Annotated in this window: 12 protein-coding genes; 11 read left to right on the top strand and 1 reads right to left on the bottom strand. The window is 68.4% G+C overall.

The features are described from left to right. The first annotated feature begins 752 nt into the window (after nt 1–752). Complete coding sequence (locus ACIRGA_RS09755; RefSeq protein WP_400938749.1) at nt 753–1,022, top strand: hypothetical protein; 270 nt, start codon at nt 753–755, stop codon at nt 1,020–1,022. Between the two features lie 923 nt (nt 1,023–1,945). Here the strand turns inward: ACIRGA_RS09755 and ACIRGA_RS09750 are convergent. Beyond that, nucleotides 1,946–2,749: a DUF3050 domain-containing protein gene (locus ACIRGA_RS09750; RefSeq protein WP_400938746.1), complete on the bottom strand. Its 804-nt coding sequence runs from the start codon at nt 2,747–2,749 to the stop codon at nt 1,946–1,948. A 1,319-nt stretch (nt 2,750–4,068) separates the two neighbouring features. On the opposite strand from ACIRGA_RS09750, the gene ACIRGA_RS09745 reads away from it, so the two are divergent. The 10 genes from ACIRGA_RS09745 to ACIRGA_RS09700 are packed head-to-tail and all read left to right on the top strand — an operon-like array spanning nt 4,069 to nt 19,704. Continuing rightward, a complete protein-coding gene (locus ACIRGA_RS09745; protein ID WP_400938744.1) occupies nt 4,069–4,824 on the top strand; it encodes a thioesterase II family protein in 756 nt (251 codons plus the stop codon). Next, a complete protein-coding gene (locus ACIRGA_RS09740; protein WP_400938742.1) occupies nt 4,821–6,158 on the top strand; it encodes a salicylate synthase in 1,338 nt (445 codons plus the stop codon). Before ACIRGA_RS09745 ends, ACIRGA_RS09740 begins: the two co-directional genes overlap by 4 nt. Further along, a complete protein-coding gene (locus ACIRGA_RS09735; RefSeq protein WP_400938739.1) occupies nt 6,155–7,225 on the top strand; it encodes a Gfo/Idh/MocA family oxidoreductase in 1,071 nt (356 codons plus the stop codon). Before ACIRGA_RS09740 ends, ACIRGA_RS09735 begins: the two co-directional genes overlap by 4 nt. After that, complete coding sequence (locus ACIRGA_RS09730) at nt 7,222–7,869, top strand: VOC family protein (protein WP_400938737.1); 648 nt, start codon at nt 7,222–7,224, stop codon at nt 7,867–7,869. Before ACIRGA_RS09735 ends, ACIRGA_RS09730 begins: the two co-directional genes overlap by 4 nt. Before the next feature lie 17 nt (nt 7,870–7,886). Further along, nucleotides 7,887–9,440 carry an ABC transporter substrate-binding protein gene (locus tag ACIRGA_RS09725; protein ID WP_400938734.1) on the top strand — a complete coding sequence of 518 codons (1,554 nt, stop codon included), beginning with the start codon at nt 7,887–7,889 and terminating at the stop codon, nt 9,438–9,440. Beyond that, nucleotides 9,437–10,384, top strand: coding sequence for an ABC transporter permease (locus ACIRGA_RS09720; protein WP_400938731.1), 948 nt, complete (start codon nt 9,437–9,439; stop codon nt 10,382–10,384). Before ACIRGA_RS09725 ends, ACIRGA_RS09720 begins: the two co-directional genes overlap by 4 nt. After that, complete coding sequence (locus ACIRGA_RS09715) at nt 10,381–11,169, top strand: ABC transporter permease (RefSeq protein ID WP_400938729.1); 789 nt, start codon at nt 10,381–10,383, stop codon at nt 11,167–11,169. Before ACIRGA_RS09720 ends, ACIRGA_RS09715 begins: the two co-directional genes overlap by 4 nt. Next, the gene (locus tag ACIRGA_RS09710) at nt 11,166–12,686 is read left to right on the top strand and encodes an ABC transporter ATP-binding protein (RefSeq protein ID WP_400938727.1); all 1,521 of its coding nucleotides are present in this window, start codon (nt 11,166–11,168) and stop codon (nt 12,684–12,686) included. The genes ACIRGA_RS09715 and ACIRGA_RS09710 overlap by 4 nt, the downstream gene beginning before the upstream one ends. Next, a complete protein-coding gene (locus tag ACIRGA_RS09705; RefSeq protein ID WP_400938725.1) occupies nt 12,683–17,878 on the top strand; it encodes an amino acid adenylation domain-containing protein in 5,196 nt (1,731 codons plus the stop codon). Before ACIRGA_RS09710 ends, ACIRGA_RS09705 begins: the two co-directional genes overlap by 4 nt. Then, on the top strand, nt 17,875–19,704 hold the full coding sequence (locus ACIRGA_RS09700) for an ABC transporter ATP-binding protein (protein WP_400938723.1): 1,830 nt from the start codon (nt 17,875–17,877) through the stop codon (nt 19,702–19,704). The genes ACIRGA_RS09705 and ACIRGA_RS09700 overlap by 4 nt, the downstream gene beginning before the upstream one ends. Nucleotides 19,705–19,805 lie beyond the last annotated feature (101 nt).

The following is a 19,805-nucleotide window of genomic DNA, read 5'->3' as shown; positions in this document are numbered from 1 at the left end:
CCGGACTCACTCTTGCGGAGCCTCAACCCGGCGTGCCGGGCCGGGAAACACCGATCTTGGAACAGTCCTTGGTCTGCCGGTCTTGTGTTGACTGATGAGGATCTTGCTGTCTGGATCACCGGGCACCCACGTGCGTGGTCTGCTGGCGCCGCTGGTGGGAAGAACGACTGGGCGGTCGCCTCGTTACCGGTGTGCGAGGACAGCACCCCGCCAGGCTGGGCACGATGGCTACTGGTGCGCCGATCCCTGACACCTATTGAGGGGTAAGGCAAAGGTGTCGGGTGGCGGGGATTCGCTCGCGGCCGTGGGGTGGCCGTGTCGCGAAAGCCACTTTCGGGACCCCAGGCGTCGCGAAAGTGGCTTTCGCGACGCATCTCGACCATGGGTTTCAGCGACGGCACCGGCGTAGCGAAAGCCCCTCCTCGCTACCGCACCCTGTACCCGACGTTGCGAAAGCCACTTTCGCAACGTTGAACGTTGCCAAAGTGGCTTTCGCGACGCTCCCAACTTTGCCTTACCCCTCACTGACCCGCGTGTTCGGACGCTGGGCACCCGAGTGCGGCATCCCAACACGCGAGTTACGTGTCCAAGCACGCGAGTCACGGCTTCGCTCCACCCGCCCCCGCGACGAACGGGCTCGCACCGCAGACCAGGGCCGAAGGCTCTCATCACCGCATCAGACACGACGAAGGGAGCCTTCACTACCTGCTCGACGAGCGCTGTCCAACCTCGACGCCAAGCTGCGCACGTCCATGCGCGCCGAGATCGCCGCGCTGTACCGGCGGGTGCGCAAGTCCTTCGTCTACGTCGCACACGACCAGGTGGAGGCCATGACCTTGGGCACCCGGATCGTCGTGCTCAACGACGGCGTGGTCCAGCAGTACGGCAAGCCGAAGGAGATCTACGACCGTCCCGCCAACGCGTTCGTCGCGCGGTTCATCGGTTCGCCGCCGATGAACGTGCTGCCCGTGCGGGTGCAGGACGGGGCCGGCTCCCGTGGCCGGTTCGGAACCTCGCTATGAAGGCCTCCTGGCTACCTTGAAGTCAGCGAAGTGCTCACGGCCTCGGCCGACAGCATCTTCACCGCACGAAACAAGAAACAAGATCCTTCGACACCACGCCGGATCACCGCACGAACTTCCGGCTCAGGACACTAGCCCGGGCTTCCGGCTTTGGCCAGTGTCCGGTGTGGTGAGCGGGCTGCTCACCTGATCGCAGTGATAGCGCGGGATCTGCTGCTGCCGGTAAGGGTGCTTCTGTCATGATTTTCTGCCCACATTGACGCTGACGGTTGGGTTATGTTGGTCGTTGCGTGGCGGTCATGAACCCCCTGCACACCCACACTCGGGGTTGCCACGTGGAGGAGATAGGAGGGCAGCGGTCCGCTCCCGCCGGAAGGCCCCGGCTGGTAGAGCGGGCCGCTGCCGTTCTCCCATGGTCCGTCGGTGGATATTTCCGGCTGTGCACGGTGTTGCTTCACCGGCAATGGTCCGGTCTGAATCGGTGGCCCCTCGTCCCGGTGGAGTAACGGCCAGTTGCAGGCTGGGGTGACCACATTCTCACGAGGGAGTGCCAGTGCAAAACGCTGATCATTATGGGCAGCCGGGTCGGTTTCCTCTTGACTGCCCCGTGTGTGGCGCCGGAGAGTGGCGAGTGAGGAAGCCCCCGTGTCGATCGGTTAGGGAGTCGCTGCCCTAGTCGGGGGCTTCCTCATCCCACGCCGCACCGTCCTGCACACCTGTGGGTCCTTTATGGATAGATCCCCGGCAGGGACGTGAGTTTCGGAAGTGTCTCGAAGCCGTGATCGAGCTACCCGCGCAGGAGGCCATACACAGGCCGAAATCCCAAGGGTGCGCATCGAACGCTGCCCGTTCGTCGGTGGGTCACTGTCCTCCCGGAACCCTTCGAATTCCTGTGGCAACGCTTGTCCGGGCAGGCGTTACGTTCACCGGACGCCGGTCAGGGTGGACTCCATCGCGAGGACGATGCCGTCCCAAAGGCGGGCTCGGGCGCGCATCGCCGAGCGAACGGTGCCGACGCACTGGTCCCATTTGGCGTCGTCGTCGCCGCAAAGGTCGGCGAGCATCTGCATCGCCATCGGGGTGTGCTCGTCGGCGTCGACTTCGATGTGTCGTTCGAGGTAGCTGCGGAACAAGCGGAAGCGGTCGTCGGCGGGCTCATCTGAGATCACCTTGTCGAACATTTCCGGAATGAGATCCTCTCGGCCGAAGGCGAATGCGGCGGCTTGGCAATGCACGGGCGCCTCGGTGATGAGCCGCCAGGTCGCCGAAACGAATTTCGCCGATGGCTCTGGAATCCGGGGGATAGTCAGTGCATCCGGCACGGTTTTCCCGAGCCGAAGGGCCGCGAGGAACTCGTCGATGGCTCGGGTGTTTGCGCCGGCTTGCGCCATGGCGGCGCGATAGAGCTCGAAATGGCTACTGAATCCCGAATCCAGCTCATCACTCTCTTCGACAAGGACGATGTCATTGATGAGTCGCCTGCTGGTCGCGTGCCCCTGTGGAATCCAGGGCACCTCCACGCAGGTCAACTGACGTTGCAGGCTTTTCAGCAGAGACATGAAGTCCCACACGGCGAACACGTGGTGTTCCATGAAGACAGCGATGTCGGAGGGTGACTCGAAGCTGTCATAAATTCTGTGGGTGGTTACCTTATCGCGTTCCGGTTCGCTCTTGGTGCGGATCATTTCAATTCCGGGGTGGTCGACTTCCCATTCGTACCGGGACATCGCGTTCCTTGTCTGAGGGGTAGTGGTGAAAAGCGGCAAGTTCGTCCGGCGTCACGCCGCTCACGGTCGTCGGGGCGCTTCCGGTCCGAAGGCGTGGGTTCCGGGATCGGCAGTTCCCTTTCGCCAGAGGCGCCTGAACAGGTGGCGCTCCTGAGTGCGACCTGCATGTCGGGGAGCAGGTGGGCGCCATCGGTCCGGGCTGCGGCGCGGCGCGTGGCGGGACTGTCCGGCAGTCACGGCGGGCGCATGCTCGAGACCAAGTACGACAACATCGGGGAACACGCACTACTCCTCGCGACACTATGAGCATACGGAAGCTTATGTGAAAGGTGTTCAGCTTGACGCATTTGACGCCCTTCTTCGGCGGTAGTGATCAATTTCAATCTGTACCGTAGTGGCGTGCACTATCGGTCGGAAATAGGTAGCCACCGTTAGTACCCGCCTGCGCACCGATCTCGTCTGGAGGCATCATGCCGTTGTGCTGTGCGTGATCAGAATCAGGAGAAGTCGGATCATTGGCGTGTTGGCCGGACGCAATCGGTGTGGATTCACTGATGAGTACGAACCGGATGGTGATCCTCAGTTACGGTGCGAAGCTGGTGTGGAGTCGTGAAGCAGCCTTCGAAGCCCGGCATGGTCCCGACGAGTCGGCTGTCATTCCCTGTCTCCGTTCCACGCCGAGGACACGGCCGGCATGGCTCCGGCCATGCGCTCGGCGCGCCCGCTGACCGGGGTGAGAGTGCGGGCGATCTGGCCGGCGTGTGTTTCGGCCACGGTTTGGTCCGCGCGCTGCGCACTATATGGGTATCGGCGCTTGTGGGACGCTCGGCCGGTCGAGGTGCATGATCGTCCACGCTGGAGTGACCGAGATCTCGGACGACCGTCGGGGAAGCAGATCCCCAGGCTCCCAGGGGGTTGGGAGATCCGGCCGTGGCTGAACCAGCCGTTCGCCGAGACCACCTGGGTGCTGCGGTCGGCTGAGCTCGGCTGACTTTGGTCAGCGGCTCCGGCGACCGTGTCCTTGAGTCTTGAAGATCTGCCTGAAAGTTCCTATTTGCTGGGCCGGATGAGTGATCAACTGCCACCAGGGTTGAGCAAAGGCTAGCCTAACCTCAGCTACTCTCGACGACCTTGACCTGCTTGTTTGGGTCAGCGTCCCTTGGCATGCAAAGGGATTGGGTCGAAGGGCTGGCAAGTGGGCGGCCCCGGGGTGCCGGTTGCCTAGGACTAATGAAAGTGACTACCGTTGTCGATAGTGACTTGATGTATCGAACCGGTGAAATTCCGATCGCTGTCAGTGACCTTCGGAGGAGGGGTTTGTGAGCTCATCGACCACGTGGTTGCGCTGCCACGAGTCAAGGCCGAGGGCTGAGGCTCGCGTGGTGTGCCTGCCGCACGCTGGGGGCGCGGCCAGTTTCTATGCCTCATGGGCGGCCGCGATTTCGCCTGCCTTCGAGGTCGTGACCGTGCAGTACCCCGGTCGGGAGGACCGTCTGGTCGAGCCGTTCACCGTGGGGATGTCCACTCTCGCCGAGGACATCGCTTCAGTCCTCGTCTCACTGGACGAGCGTCCGATCGTCCTCTTCGGACACAGCCTCGGTGCGCTTGTGGCTTACGAGGTGGCACGGACTCTTGAATTTCGCGACGGAATCATGCCCGCACGACTCGTGGTGTCCGGACGGCGAGCGCCGTCCGATCCGCCAGGCGGGTCGGTCCACTTGATGTCCGACGATGCTCTGGTGGACGAGTTGGTCGGACTCGGTGGCACGGACGGCGTTCTCCTGGCCGACCCGGACGCGCGGTCGGTGTTCCTGCCCGCGATTCGTGAGGACTTCCGGCTCGCCGAGACCTACCGGCACGTGTCCGGCGTGGACCTCAGCTGCCCCATCACTTCGGTGATCGGGAACGAGGACACCGAGGTGAAGGCCGCGCAGGCGGCACGCTGGGCCGACCACACCACCGGACCGTTCGACCTGATCCTGCTGCCTGGTGGGCACTTCTACCTGATCGACGAGGCTGAGGCCGTACTGGATCTCCTCGCCCGTCCCATCCCGGTGATGAGAGGCAGTTCGTGACAGTCGAACGTCGGATCCCGCTCGATTCGGACTACATCCGGGTCGCGGGCGCGTTGGCAGCAGGTTCCACCGAACCCCATATGGTCTACGAGAACCAGGGCTCGGTTTGCTGGGCCGAAGGTGAAGCGGCCGTTTTCACCGTGCACGCCACGGGCGTGACGCTGACCGAGAACGGGAAGCGGACCGAACTCCCCGGAGAGCGACCGTCGGCGGCGGTCGCGGATGCGTTTGGCGCCATCGCCACATCGGGGTGGCGAGCCTATGGTTGGGCAAGTTTCGAGTGGAGCCACCTGCTGCACGGAGGTGTTCGCGCCGACACGGACGATCCGTTGGCGTATCTCGCGGTGCCGCTCCGTGAGATACGGCTCGCCAACGGCGCGGCGATCCTGCGCGCGGCGACCGAGTCCGAATTGGACGCACTCGAACAGCGGCTCTCCGGCGCGGTGCTGTCAGCGATCTCTCCGCTGGTTTCGGACCGGGTGGCGGTCGATGACCGCGAAGACCTGTTCGGGTACCGGGACGCGGTCGCGGCCGCCGTGGTCGACATCCGGGCAGGCCTGCTGGACAAGGTGATCCTCTCCCGTGTCGTGCCGATCAAGGAGGAGATCGACTTCCCGGCCACCTACGTGACGGGTCGCCAGGGGAACACCCCTGCGCGCTCGTTCCTGCTGCGCCTCGGCGGCTGGGAGGCGGCCGGGTTCAGTCCGGAAATCGTCGCGGGAGTCGGCGCGGACGGCGCGGTCAGAACCCAGCCACTGGCCGGGACGCGGGCGTTCGAGGGGGACGCGCCCTTCGACGCGGCACGTCGTGACGAGTTGTACTGCGACGCCAAGGAAGTCTTCGAACACGCCATTTCAGTGCGGCTCGCCGCCGCCGAGATGGCAGTGGTGTGCGTGCCGGGATCGGTGCACGTGGCTGATTTCATGTCGGTCAAGGAGCGTGGGACCGTACAGCATCTGGCGTCCGATGTGGCGGGCACGCTTGCGGACGACCGGACGGCCTTGGACGCGCTGGCAGCGTTGTTCCCGGCGGTCACGGCCTCGGGAATCCCCAAGGCAAAGGCCTGCGAAGTGATCCACCGGGTCGAGCCTGGCACCCGCGGCCTCTACAGCGGAGCCGTGCTCACCATGGATTCCGACGGCGCCATGGACGCCGCACTGGTGCTGCGCAGTGTGTTCCGTCGCGATGGGCGCACTTGGCTGCGCGCGGGCGCGGGGATCGTGGCGCAGTCCACTCCGGACAGGGAGTTCGAGGAGACGGTGGAGAAGCTGCACAGCGTATCGCGGTTTCTGGTGCCGCCGGTCCCCGCGCTCGTCCCGGCGGCGACGTCGTGACCCGTGTGGTGGTGGCGGGGACGGCGTTCGGACGGATCTACCTCGACGCGGTGTCGGCGGCCCCGGACCTCACCCTCGACGGAATCCTGGCGAACGGGAGCGACTATTCGCGGGACTGTGCGGCGCGCTACGGGGTTCCGTTGTTCGGGTCGGTGGACGACGTGCCCGGCGACGTGGGCACGGCTTGCGTGGTCGTCCGGTCCGGTGCGCTCGGCGGTCAGGGAACCGAACTGGCGCAAGCGTTCCTGCGCAGGGGCGTACACGTCCTGCAGGAACATCCGGTGCATGCCGACGAAATCGCCGCGAACCTGCGGATCGCGCGGGCGAACGAGGTCGCGTATGCGGTCAACACCCTGTATCCGCGTCTCCGGCCGGTGCGCAGGTTCCTGGCCGCCGTGGATGTGCTGCGGAGAAGGCAAAGGCTCGACTTCATCGACGCGGCCTGCAACAGCCAGGTCGCCTATCCCCTGCTGGACGTGCTCGGCCGGATGACGGGCGGCCTGCGGCCGTGGGCGTTCGGTGAGGCGCACAGCGCGGAGCGGCAACCGTTCTCGAGCATGCACGCCGAAGTCGGCGGTGTGCCGGTCACCTTGAGAATCCAGAATCAGGTGCATCCCGGTGACCCGGACAACCATTCGTACCTCCTGCACCGGATCTCGGCCGGCTGTGAGGGTGGTGTGCTGTCCCTCGCCGACACGCACGGTCCGGTGCTGTGGAATCCGCGCCTGCACTCGCCCCGGGACGAAACCGGCCGGCTGATGATGGCCGGACCCGGCACCGAACGCCTGGACGTGCCCAGCACCGTCGTACTCGGCGAGGAGGCACCTGGCACCTACCACCAGGTGTTCGCGGAACTGTGGCCCGATGCGGTCGCGGAGAGCCTGCGCGCACTGCACAGGGCCGCCGCCGAGCCGAACCGGCGGATGACCGACGGCCAGTGGGCGCTGGGCGTGTCCCGGATGTGGAGCGCCCTCACCGCCCGGATCGGAATGCCGGAACTGGTGGAACCACCGGAGCCCGGACCGATTCCGCTCGCCGATCTCCTCGCCGTGAAGGGCACCGCATGAACTGCAGCCACGTTCTGCTGAAGGTCGACGACCTGCACCAAGCCGTCCGGGATTTCCGGAAACTCGGGTTCACCGTCGACTACGCCTCGGCCGGACGCAAGGCCCGGCACGCCCACATCTGGTTCAGCTCGGGGCCGATCGTGGAACTGCTCTCCACTCCGCCTGGCGCGTCATTGATGACGGTGCCACTGAATCTGGCGTTCGGCCGGGGCGCGGGGGCGAGAATGACTCGCTGGGCTCGTGCCGGCGAAGGATTCTGCGACGCCGCGGTGCTCGCCGGCCGGGAGGAACTCCGGCGCGCGGGACGGGTGGTGAACTGGAAACGCACCAAACCCGACGGTTCCACGACGGCGTTCGCGTTCACATACCCGCGGAACGACCGGACCCCGTTCCTGGTCACCCCGTACGACCCTCCGCAACATCCCGCGAACGTGTGGCACGCCAACGGTGCCGAGAGGGTGAGTCGTGTCCTCGTGGACGTCACACCCACTGAACGCGCGGAGTTCGACCGGATCACCGCGGGCGGGGGAGATTTCGAGCTTCGCGACGCGGACGTGACCGAGATCCGCGCCGTCGTGTTGCCGGGCTTGAACCGCCCGCTCGACCCCGCTCTGCTGCACGGCGCGGTCTTTCTGCCTTGCTGAACCACCCGGAGGAGATCATGTCCATCAATCGTCGTGTCCTGTTCCGGACGGCCGGACTCGCGGCCGGCGTCGCCGGCGCGGGCGCGTTGCTCAATGCGTGTGGCACGTCGATCCCCGCCTCGGGACCGGTGCGGCACACCGGTCCCTCCGTGGCGAGGCCAGGAGGCGTCCTGCGCGCGGTGTTCACCGGTGGCGGAGCGGCCGAAAGTCTCGACCCGCTCGGCAGTGGTTCGCCCGTCGACTTCGTGCGCGGTGATGTCGTGTTCGACTCACTGTTCACGCTGGGCGGTGGTGAGGTCGTGCCCGCACTCGCGACCGGGATCGAGGTAGGACCAGGAGCTACGTCGTTCGTGCTGACGTTGCGCGAAGGCGTGAAATGGCACGACGGGTCGCCGTTCACCGCGGACGACGTCGCCTACGGTTTCCGGTTCATGAGTTCCCCGGAGCGGGCCTATCCGAGCCAGCTCTCCGCGTACTTCGATTTCGACAAGCTCCAGATCCGCGACCCGTTCACGCTCGTGGTTCCCGCCCGCCGGCCGGTGGGCGACCCCGCACTGTTCCTGGCCGCCTTCCCCGGCAAGATGGTGAAGAACGGTGCGACGTTCACCGGGGCCACCGCGATCGGTACCGGTGCCTATCAGGTGACGGCGTTCGAGGCCGGCCGTGAGTCGCGGCTCAAGCGGTTCGACGGACATTGGTCGGGGAAGGCCCCGGCGGACGAACTGGTGCTGCTCAGCCTCTCCGATCCGCAGGCCAAGGTGAACGCGGTCGTCACCGGCCAGGCCGACTACGCGGGCGATATCCCTTTCACCACAGGCAAAGCCGGTGTTGCCGGCAACGACTTCGAGGTCCGCACCGCCGGTGAGGAGAACCGGACGGCCTACGGCTGGGTGCTCAATACGACCCGCAAGCCGTTCGACGACCCGCGGGCCCGCAAGGCGGTGCGGCTGGCGATCGACCGGCGGGCGCTGTTGGACACCGTGCTGCTGGGCTACGGCGTGCCCGGCAACGACCTGTTGTGCGCTGGGGCCAAGTACTTCACGCCGCGTGACGTTCCGGCGCGTGATCTCGACCAGGCGAGGAAACTGGTCAAGGAGTCCGGTGCCGACGCGGCGGAGATCGTGATCCGCACCGCGGAGTGGGAGATCGGCTACAACGCCTCCACTCAGCTGCTGGTCGAGCAGCTCAAGGAAGCCGGGCTGAAGGTCCGCGCGGATATCGTGAGCCCGCCGGAGTTCTTCGAGCCGAACGCTGTCGGTGCCGCGAACGCGGTCGCCTTCTCCAGCGGAGCGGTACCCCTGGCCGTGATCTACGGCAGGCTCGCCGCCTACCCGCCGCTCGCGCTCAAGGACGACGGGTTCACCGCGGCGTTCGGCCGGGCCATCGGCAGTGCCAACGAGGCCGAACGGGCCAAGGCCTGGAAAGACGCCCAGGAGATCATGTACGACCGGGGCAACACCGTGGTGTGGGGGCAGGCCGACGTGCTGAGCCTCGCCCGCAAGGCGGTGGCGGGCATCACGGTCCGTGACCAGGCCAAGTACCCCTACCTCGGCAAGGCCGGGCTCGCGTGATCCGTTCTCTCCCGGGACGGCTCTCGGCAGGCGCTGTTCTGCTGGCACTGCTGACTTTCGTCGTCTACGTCGGGGTCGATCTGCTGCCAGGGGATCCGGTCACCAGCAGGCTCGGCCCGAACACCCCGCCCGAGCGGATCGCCGAACTCCGGCACCACCTCGGCCTTGATCGTCCGGTGCTCGCCCGGTACGGCGAATGGGTCGCCGGTCTGTTCCGCGGTGACCTTGGCATCTCGGCGTCCGGTCGGCCGGTCACCGGGATGCTGTCCGACCGGGTCGGCAACTCCGCGCTCCTGGCGGCCATGGCGGTGCTGCTGCTCGCGCCGCTGTCGCTCGTGCTCGGTCTGTGGGCGGCGTGGCGCCGAGGCGGGCCTGCCGACCGGGTCGTGTCGACGGGCGCGCTGCTCCTGGTGTCGGTGCCGGAGTTCGTCGTGGCGGGAGCGCTGGTGCTGCTGTTCGCGGTGAGCCTGCGGATGTTCCCCGCCGTGTCGCTGCTGCCGGTGGGCGCGAGTCCGCTGGCGTATCCGGAAGTACTCGTGCTGCCGGTGCTGAGCCTGCTGCTGGTCGGACTGGCTTACGCGGTGCGGGTCATCCGCGCGTCGGCGTGTGCCGTACTGGCGAGCCCGCACGTGGAGTTCCTGCGGCTCGGCGGGGCTTCCGGGAGGACGGTGCTGCGCAGGGCCGTCGTCCCGGCGGTGTTGCCGGTCGCGGCGCAGGTGTGGCTGGTGACCGGGGTCGCCTTCGTCGGCGGGGCGGTACTGGTGGAAAAGGTGTTCGGCTACCCGGGCATCGGGGAACTTCTGGTCGCGTCCGTACAGTCCGGCGATCTGCCGGTGGTGCAGGCACTCGTGCTGATCCTCGGCGCGGCGATGCTGGCCGCGCTCGTACTCGCCGATCTCGCCGTGGTGCTGCTGACCCCGAGGCTGCGGACGGGAACACGGTGACCAGGCTCAAGTGGACCTTGTTCGGTCTCGCGGTACTGGCCGTCCTCTTCGGACCGCTTGTCGCGCCGCATCCGGCCACGGCCCCCATCGGTCCGCCGTTCGCCCCACCGGGAACGGCCGGTCCGCTGGGCACCGACCAGCTCGGCCGCGACGTCCTTTCGCGGCTGTTGCACGGCGGCGCGCCGATGCTGCTCACCAGCGCGCTCGCCGCGCTGATCGGTTCGGGAGCCGGGGTGACGGCGGGACTGTTCACGGCACTGGCCTCTTCCGGCAGGCGCTGGGTGGAAGCGATCTTCGTGCGCCCCTTGGACCTGCTCGCCGCCGTCCCGCCGATTCTGGTGCTGCTGCTGGTACTCACGGCTTTGCCGAACCGGGCGGGGATCGTGCTGGCGGTGGCGCTGTCGAGTGTCCCGCTTTCGGCCCGGATCACCCGCGCGGCGGCGGAACAGGTGATCGGCCGAGCCCACGTCGAGGTGGCTCTCGCCCGCGGCGAGAGCTGGGCGTGGCTGCTGGGCCGCGAAATCCTCCCTTTGGTGGCGAGCACCGTTTTGGCCGATCTCGGCATCCGTTTCGTCACGGCCGTCTATCTGGTCGCGGCGGCGGGCTTCCTGGGACTCGGCACATCGGCTTCGGATTGGGGACTGCTGATCGTGGAAGCGTTGCCCGGAGCGGCTTTGCAGCCGTGGGCGCTGCTGGCCCCGGTGGCCGGGATCGCGCTGGTCGCGGTGACGGCCAACCTCGCTTCGGACGCGTTGGCCCGGCGGTCGAGGGGAGTGCTCGGATGACCGCGCTCGTGGAAGTGCGGGACCTGCGCCTGCTGGCCGGCGGCCGCCCTGTCCTGGACGGTGTCGATCTCGTGCTGGCCGAAGGGGAATCGGTCGGCTTGGTCGGCACGTCGGGCTCCGGAAAGACGACTCTCGCGCTGGCGGTGCTCGGCCATCTGCGGTCCGGTGTCCGGCACGGTGGCGGAAGAGTTTCGGTGCGGGGAAAGGACATGCTGCCCACACCGGCGCCGGGAGTTCGGGGTGGCACGATCGGCTACGTCGGCCAGGATCCCGGGGTCTCCCTCAATCCTTACGCGCGGATCTCCTCGATCCTCCTCTCCGCGGCAGGCCCCACCCCGCGCGCCGCCCGGGCCGGACGCGTGCGCGATCTGCTGGAACGCGTCGGGCTGCCGCGTGAGGACGCGTTCGCGCGCCGCTACCCGCATCAGCTCTCCGGCGGTCAGCAACAGCGGGTGGTCCTCGCCGCGGCGCTGGCGCGCGAACCGCGGCTGCTCGTGCTCGACGAGCCGACGACCGCACTCGACCTCGTCGCCAAAGCCGAGGTCCTGCGCGAGATCCGGCGGCAGACCGAAACCGGCGTCGCCCTGCTCTGGGTCAGTCACGACCTGAGCACCGTGCGCGAACTGGTCGATCGGGTGGTGGTGCTGGACGTGGGCAAGGTCACCGAAGACCGTTCCGCCGTCGAGGTGACCGCCGCCCCGGCGGTCCCGGTCACACGCGCGGCAGCCAGGGCGGAAGATCCCGCTATTGTCCTCAGTGGACGTTCGCTGACCGCCTCCTTCGGCGAGCGGGAGATTCTGTCCGATGTGGACTTCGACCTCCACCGCGGCGCCTGTCTCGCGGTTCTCGGGGTGTCCGGAGTCGGGAAGAGCACCCTGGCCAGGTGCCTGGCCGGGCTGCATCGGCCGAAGAGCGGGTCCGTCCTGCTGCACGGCACCGCGTTGGCGCCCGGCGTGCGAGGGCGCTCCGACGCCGAACGCGCCGCGATCGCCCTGGTGGCACAGAATCCGGCCGAGGCACTGCACCCGCACCAGGACGTTCGCACCGCTCTTTCCCGGCCCCTGCGGAGGCTACGGGGAATCACGTCGCGGTCGGGGCAGGACGCCGAGGTCCCCCGGTTGCTCGAGGCCGTGCGGCTGCCGTCCGCACTGGCGTCACGGCTGCCCGGTGAACTCTCCGGTGGCCAGCGTCAGCGGGTCGCGCTGGCCCGTGCGCTCGCCGCCGGACCCGAGGTGCTGATCTGCGACGAAGCCACCTCCGCGCTGGACACCGCGTCCCAGGCCGGGGTTCTGGACCTGCTGGCCGGACTGCGCGCCGAGCTCGGCGTCGCGGTCCTGCTGATCACCCATGACCCGTGGGTCGCCGCGTCGGCCTCGGACAGCGTCCTGGTGCTCGCCGGTGGCCGCGCCGTCGCGTCCGGGCCGACCGCGGGCCTGCTCCCGGTCGGCGAGGATCCGGAGAAGCTCGTGACCCGTTTGCTCGTTTCCCCCATCGCTGAAGGAGTTCTACCGGCATGAGCGCACCCGAGATCGTTGCCGAATTGCGGACTCTGGGGGTGGACCTCTGGCAGGACAGCGGCCAGATCCGCTTCCGTGCCCCTCACGGGGTGCTCACCGACGAGTGGAGGACCGCGCTGCGTGCGCACAAAGCCGAGATCGTGGAACTCCTCGCTCGCGACGGCGAACCCGCCGCCGTCACCCACGACGAGGAGGCACGCCACGAACCGTTTCCCTTGACCGACGTGCAGACGGCGTATCTGCTCGGCCGTCGCGAGTCGTTCGGCTTCGGGGGCGTGGCCTGCCACGGCTACCTCGAGGTGCGCTATCCGGAACTGGACGCGGCTCGGGTCGAGGACGCGTGGAACACCTTGGTGCAGCGGCACGACATGCTGCGCGCGGTCGTCGAACGCGACGGCTACCAGCACGTCCTGCCCGAGGTGTCGCGATGCCCGGTCCCGGTGGCCGAATCGGTGGAGGCCGTCCGCGCCGAACTCGGGCACCGCCACTACGAGACCGATGTGTGGCCGCTGTTCGACCTGCGGGTCACCCACCGCCCGGATGGCGACGTCCTGCACATCTCGATGGATTCGCTGATCGCGGACTGGGCCAGCGCGGGCGTGCTGCTGGACGAACTGGACCAGCTGCTGGCGAACCCGGACGTGGTGCTGCCACCGCTGGAGATCACCTTCCGCGACTACCTGCTCGCCGAACGCGGGCTGCGCGACACCGCTCGCTACCGCGCGGACCGCGACTACTGGCGGGCACGTATCGACGACCTGCCAAGCGCGCCCGAACTGCCGTCGCTCAGCGGCGCGGAATCCGGGCCGGTCGGCTTCCGCCGTCACCACGCCAGGCTCTCCGCACCACAATGGGAGGGGCTGCGGGAGCAAGCCCGCCAGCACGGAATCACCCCCTCGACGGCGGTCCTCGCCGGCTATGCCGCCGTGCTGGGCCGCTGGTCCCGTCGCCCGCGGTTCAGCCTCAACCTCACCCTGCTCAACCGGCAGCCCCTGCATCCGCAGGTGAACGCGCTGGTCGGCGACTTCACGTCGGTCAGCCTGCTGGCCGTGGAGGACTCGGCGGGGCTGCCCTTCCACGAGTGGGCCGCCCGGACGGGGGCGCGGATGTTCGACGACCTCGATCACCGGCTGTTCTCCGGCGTCGAGGTCATGCGCGAGATCACCCGCCGCCGCGACCGTGACGCCGCGCTGATGCCGATCGTGTTCACCAGCGCGATCGGCCTCGGCGGCCGGACCGGATCCGGCATCACCCAGACCCCGCAGGTCTTCCTCGACTGCCAGGTCACCGACGACGCCGATGGTCTGCAGGTGAACTGGGACGTCCGGCAGGGTATCTTCCCCGACGGCCTGATCGAGGACATGTTCGCGGCGCTGGAAGCCGCTCTTGTCCGGCTGGCGGAGTCACCGGGAGCGTGGCTCGTCACCGATCTGGTGCCGCTGCCGGCGTGGCAGGCCGAAGAACGTGCCCGGGTCAACGACACCGCCGCGCCGCTCACGTCTGCGTTGCTGCACGCCGGGGTGTTCGACCAGGCCGCCCGGACACCCAAAGCCGTCGCTGTCGACGGCCCGGCGGGCACGCTGACCTACGGCGGACTGGCTCGCCGCGCAGGAGGTGTCGCGGAAGCGTTGCGCGAGAAGGGGATCGTTCCGGGCGAGCTGGTCGCGGTCAACCTGGACAAGGGGCCCGATCAGATCACCGCGGTGCTCGGGATCCTGCTCGCGGGCGGCGTCTATCTGCCGGTGGACACCACACAGCCGCCGTTACGACGGGACAAGCTCGTCGCCGCCGCCGGCCACGTCGTGACCCAGGCGTGGTTCGAGGACCTAACACCGGTCGAGGACATTCCCGTGGTCGCCGGAGGGGACCCGGATTCGCTCGCCTACGTCATCTACACGTCGGGCTCGACCGGTGAGCCCAAGGGCGTCATGATCACCCACCGGGCCGCCGCCAACACCGTCGAGGACGTCAACCGCCGCTTCGGCGTCACCGCGGCCGACCGCGTGCTCGGCTTGGCACAGCTGGGATTCGACCTCTCGGTCTACGACATCTTCGGTCTGCTTTCGGCAGGCGGGGCGCTCGTCCTGCCCGACCCCGCCCGGCCCGCCGACCCGTCGCACTGGGCCCGGCTCGTGGCCGACCACGGCGTCACGATGTGGAACTCGGTGCCCGCGCAGCTGCAGATGCTGGCGCATTACCTGCCCGCGGAACCAGTGTCGCTGCGGACGTTGCGGCTCGCGCTGCTCTCCGGTGACTGGATCCCGGTCACGCTGCCCGGCGAGATCCGCGCGTTCGCCCCGGACCTGGAGGTGATCGGTCTCGGCGGCGCCACCGAGGCCGCGATCTGGTCCATTCACCATCCCATCGACCATGTGCCCGGACACTGGACCTCCATCCCGTACGGCGTCCCGCTCACCAACCAGACCTTCCGCGTACTGGACCAGGCCCACCGCGACTGTCCGGTGTGGACGGCCGGGGAGCTGTACATCGGCGGCGCAGGGCTGGCGACGGGCTACCTCGGTGACGACGCCTTGACCGCGGCCCGGTTCGTCACGGTCGCGGGGGAGCGGCTCTACCGCACAGGCGACCTCGGCCGATACCTGCCCGGTGGGGAAATCGAGTTCCTCGGCCGGGAGGACACCCAGGTCAAGATCCGGGGCCACCGGGTCGAACTGGGCGAGGTGGAGGCGGCGCTGCTGGCCCATGACGCTGTGGGCGCGGCGGCCGCGGTGGTGGCGGGTGAGCGCCACGGCGAGCGGGCGCTTCTCGGTTTCGTCGAACCCGCTCGCCTTCTCGAACCGGCCACCTCACCCGATCTCGCCATGGCAGGCCGGTTCGCGGACCGGCAGGTCGCGGACTTCGACGCCGCACAGGTCGCCAGGCACGTCCGGCTGCTGCACCAGGCCGCGCTCACCTCGATGCGCGAAGCGCTCGCGTGCCATCCCGAAGTGCACGAACGGCACCGCTGGCTCGCCCGTCACTGGCGCGACCTGGTCGCCGGCGCCCCGGAGATCAATGCCATGGGGATCAGCGCTGAAGAGGCCTGGTCGCTGCTCGACGACGACCCCCTGTGCACGCCTGAGTTCCTGGCGTTTCATCGTGCCCATGTCGAGCGGGTGCACGAACTGCTCGACGGCGAGCAGAACCCATTCGAGCTGCTGTTCCCCCAGGGCGACATGGCCCGCGCGCGTGCGGTCTATCGGGACAATCCGATCTTCCGGTACCTCAACGCCGCCGCCGCGGCGGTGCTCAACCGGATCGCCGCCGCGCACACCGGCGGGCCGCTGCGGATCCTGGAGGTCGGCGCGGGGGCCGGGGCGACCACCGACGCCGTCCTGCCGATGCTCGCGGGCCACGAGATCGACTACCTGTTCACCGACGTCTCGCCGTTCTTCCTTGCCGAGGCACGGGAACGCTTCGGTGAGCACCCCGGCGTCCGCTTCGGGCTGTTCGACCTCGACCAGGACCACCGGTCGCAGGGTTTCGCGCCGAACTCGTTCGACGTCGTGGTTTGCGGCGGCGTGCTGAACAGCGTGCGGCGGCCGGAAACGGTACTGGATCTGGTGGCTCCCGGCGGGTGGCTCGTGGTCACCGAACCCGTCGTCGAGCATCCGCACATCATGCTGACGCAGGGCTTCATGATGGACGGCCCGGCGTTGCGGTCCCGCCAGGACTGGCTCGACCTGATCGGCGGTGCCGATCTGTGCCTGCCGGGCGACGACCATCCCCAAGCGGCTCAAGGGATCCAGCTGTTCGCGAAGCGGGTGAAGGCCGATCGCGCGTCCGTCACCCCCGAAGAGCTGACCTCGTTCCTCGCCCGGAGGCTGCCCGCGCACATGGTGCCGTCGCACCTTCAGGTGGTGGATGGACTCCCGTTCACCGGCAACGGCAAGATCGACCGCAAGACGCTGGCCGGCTGGCGCCCCGCCGCCACCGACGACGCGGGCGCTCACGACGGTCCCGCCGAGGACGAGCTCGAGGGCAGGCTGTGCGGGCTGTGGGCGCGGGCGCTCCGGCTGGCCAGGATCGGCCGGCACGACAGCTTCTACGACCGCGGCGCCGACTCCCTGATCCTCGCGAGGGTCGCCGGACAGCTGCGCGAACAGGTGCCTGAAGCGGCGGACGTCGCCTACGACACGTTGCTGCGGCAGATGCTCAACGAGCCGACGGTGGCGGCTCTTGCCGCGTCACTGCGTGCCCGAGATCGCCCCGCGCCCATCGCGCGACGCGACGACCGGGGCAACTCCCTGCTGGTGCCGTTCGGCGGGGGCGACGGCCCGGCCCGGGTGCTGTTCCACGCGGCACTCGGCACGATGGACTACTTCCATTCGCTGGCGAGCGCACTGGTGGCCCAAGACCTCGGGCCCGTGCTGGGAATCGCGGTCGCCGACACCGACACCTACCTGTCCATCGACGCGAGGGAACTCATCGGGCGGGTCGCCGACGACTACACCGACCGGCTGCTTGCCGAGGGGCACACCAGGTTCCAGCTCATCGGGTACTGCCTCGGCGGGCTGCTGGCGACCGAGGTGGCCCGGCGACTGCTCGAACGCGGTGCCGAAGTCGCGGATCTGACGCTCGTCGACAGCATCCCGATGTTCCTCGAAACCGACGAGGAGCTTGCGTTCGAGGCCATTTTCGTGCCCAACCTCAACCTCGACCCGGTCGCCACGGTGTTCGGTCCCGAGGTGGACGGTGCGGACGTCTACCGGGCGATCGACGGGCTGATGGCCGAGCACGACCGCAAGGTGCCCGCCGGGGCCATGGCTTCGCTGACCGGCGATCCCGGGCTGGAGGCGGTCGCCGCCGCCGTGCGCGGACAGCATGAGCGCACGCAGGCCGAGCGGCTCGCTTCCTACGCGGAGGCCGCCGCGAGCCAGGCAGGCATCCCGGTCGGCCCGGAACTGGTGCCCGCGTTGTTCGAGGTCTGCCGGCACAGCATGCGGGCCGCCCGGTTCGACCCCGAGCCTTACGCCGGTGACATGACCTTCCTGCGTGCCTCCGAACAGCAGTCGTTCGGTGTCACCGCGGGCGTCGGTCACCTCGCCGCACCGTTCTGGGCGGACCTCTGTCTCGGCGAGTTCACGGTGACCGACGTGCCCGGAAACCACTTCAGCGTCATCGAGCAACCACACGTCGAGGTGGTGGCCCGTCATCTGGGCGCGTCGATCAAGCGGGGAGCACACTCGTGAGCACGGTGATCGAAGAATCCGCGCCGTCGGAGGCGGAGACCCGGCAGAAGTCCACAATGGACCCCAAGGCCGCCGGGGCCGCGTTGCGCGCGTTGCGCAAGCCGGTGGCTTCGCTGACCAGGCTGGGTGTCGCGCTCTCCGCGTTGGGCACTCTCGCGACCTTGCTGCCGTTCGTCGGCATCGCCGAACTGGGTCGCGTCCTGCTCGAACCCGGGCCGGTCGACGGTGCCGAAGTCTGGCCGATCGCCGGGGTCGTCGCCCTCGCGCTGGTGATCGGCTGGGCGGCCAACGGGGCCGCGCTGTCGGTGACGCATGCCGCCGACCACCGGCTTCAGGCGAGCCTGCGCCGCCGGATCGTGCACCGGCTCGGCCGGGTACCGCTCGGCTGGTACTCCGACACGAACTCCGGCCTGGTGCGCAAGGCAGCCCAGGACGACATCGACGATCTGCACCACCTGATCGCGCACCACGACGTCGAGATGACCGGGGCGATCGTCCTGCCGCTCGGCGGCGTCGCCTACCTGTGCTGGCTGGACTGGCGGCTCGCGCTGCTGGCCATCGCGACCCTGCCGGTCTACCTGGTGGCCTACGGCTCGATGATGCGCGGATTCGTGCAGAAGATGGTCGAGCTGGACGCCGGGGTGGCCCGGGTCAGCGCGGCGATCGTGGAATTCGTGCACGGCATCACCGTGGTCAAGGTGTTCGGACAGGCCAAGCGCGCGCACCGCGCCTACGACGACGCCGTCGGTGAGTTCGGTGACAAATACGCGGGCTGGGTGCGGCCGATGCTCAAACTCGAAGCCCTCACCTCGATGGCACTGTCCGCCCCGGTGGTCGCGCTGGTCGGCCTCGCGGGCGGGATCTGGTTCGTGGCCGAGGGCTGGGTGACGCCGATCGAGGCGCTCGCCGAGGTTCTCGTCGCGATGATCATCCCGACCACCCTGCTGGTGCTGAACCAGGGGATCACCGCGCAGCGCAAGGCGACCGCCGCGGCGAGCCGCATCGTGGCCCTGCTGGACATCCCGCCGCTGCCGATTCCCGGGCAGCCGCGGGAACCGGCGGGACACGACGTCGAGTTCGACGACGTGTCGTTCGCCTACGAGGGAACCGACACCGTCGTGTCCGGCATCAGCCTGCACTGCCTGCCCGGCACGGTCACCGCGCTGGTGGGTGGTTCCGGCGCGGGCAAGTCCACCTTGGCCAAGCTGGTGCCCAGGTTCTACGACGTCACGTCCGGCGCCGTCCGCGTCGGCGGCGTCGACGTACGCCACATCGCGCCCGAAGTGCTCTACCGCAAGGTCGGCTTCGTCCTCCAGGACGTCCGGTTGCTGCACGGCACGGTGGTGGAGAATCTCCGCCTCGGCCGCCCGGACGCCACCGAAGACGAGGTGATCGCCGCCGCCACCGCCGCGCGTATCCACGACCGCGTGCTGGCCCTGCCCAGGGGCTACGACTCCGTCATCGGCGAGGACGCGATCTTCTCCGGTGGCGAGGCACAGCGGATCTCGATCGCGCGGGCCCTGCTCGCCGACACCCCGATCCTGGTACTGGACGAGGCGACGGCCTACGCCGACCCGGAATCCGAGGCACAGATCCAGGACGCGCTGTCCGTGCTCGCCAGGGGCCGGACGGTCCTCGTCATCGCGCACCGGCTCGCCACGATCGCCGGCGTCGACAAGATCGTCGTCCTCGACGGCGGGGTCGTGGTGGAACAAGGGACGCAGGAAGAACTGATCGCCGCGGACGGCCGCTACGCCCGGATGTGGGACGCCTACACCGATGCCGGTGGTGCTGTCAGCCAAGTCACGACTGGGCCGGGGTCGTGAGTGGCGTTTCGGGTTCTCTTGAGGGTAAGGCAAAGGTGACGTGCTCGTCAGCTGGGCTGAAGGGGGCTTTCGCTGCGTCTGATGCGGTGATGGGCCCCTTC

The organism is Amycolatopsis sp. NPDC102389 (assembly GCF_044765885.1).
Lineage (GTDB): Bacteria > Actinomycetota > Actinomycetes > Mycobacteriales > Pseudonocardiaceae > Amycolatopsis.
This window is presented reverse-complemented; position numbering and strand designations above follow the sequence as displayed.

Coding starts and splice junctions, on each gene's coding strand:
- ACIRGA_RS09705 (WP_400938725.1), top strand. CDS start 12,683: ATGAGCGCACCCGAGATCGTTGCCGAATTGCGGACTCTGGGGGTGGAC.
- ACIRGA_RS09725 (WP_400938734.1), top strand. CDS start 7,887: ATGTCCATCAATCGTCGTGTCCTGTTCCGGACGGCCGGACTCGCGGCC.
- ACIRGA_RS09710 (WP_400938727.1), top strand. CDS start 11,166: ATGACCGCGCTCGTGGAAGTGCGGGACCTGCGCCTGCTGGCCGGCGGC.
- ACIRGA_RS09730 (WP_400938737.1), top strand. CDS start 7,222: ATGAACTGCAGCCACGTTCTGCTGAAGGTCGACGACCTGCACCAAGCC.
- ACIRGA_RS09750 (WP_400938746.1), bottom strand. CDS start 2,749: ATGTCCCGGTACGAATGGGAAGTCGACCACCCCGGAATTGAAATGATC.
- ACIRGA_RS09755 (WP_400938749.1), top strand. CDS start 753: ATGCGCGCCGAGATCGCCGCGCTGTACCGGCGGGTGCGCAAGTCCTTC.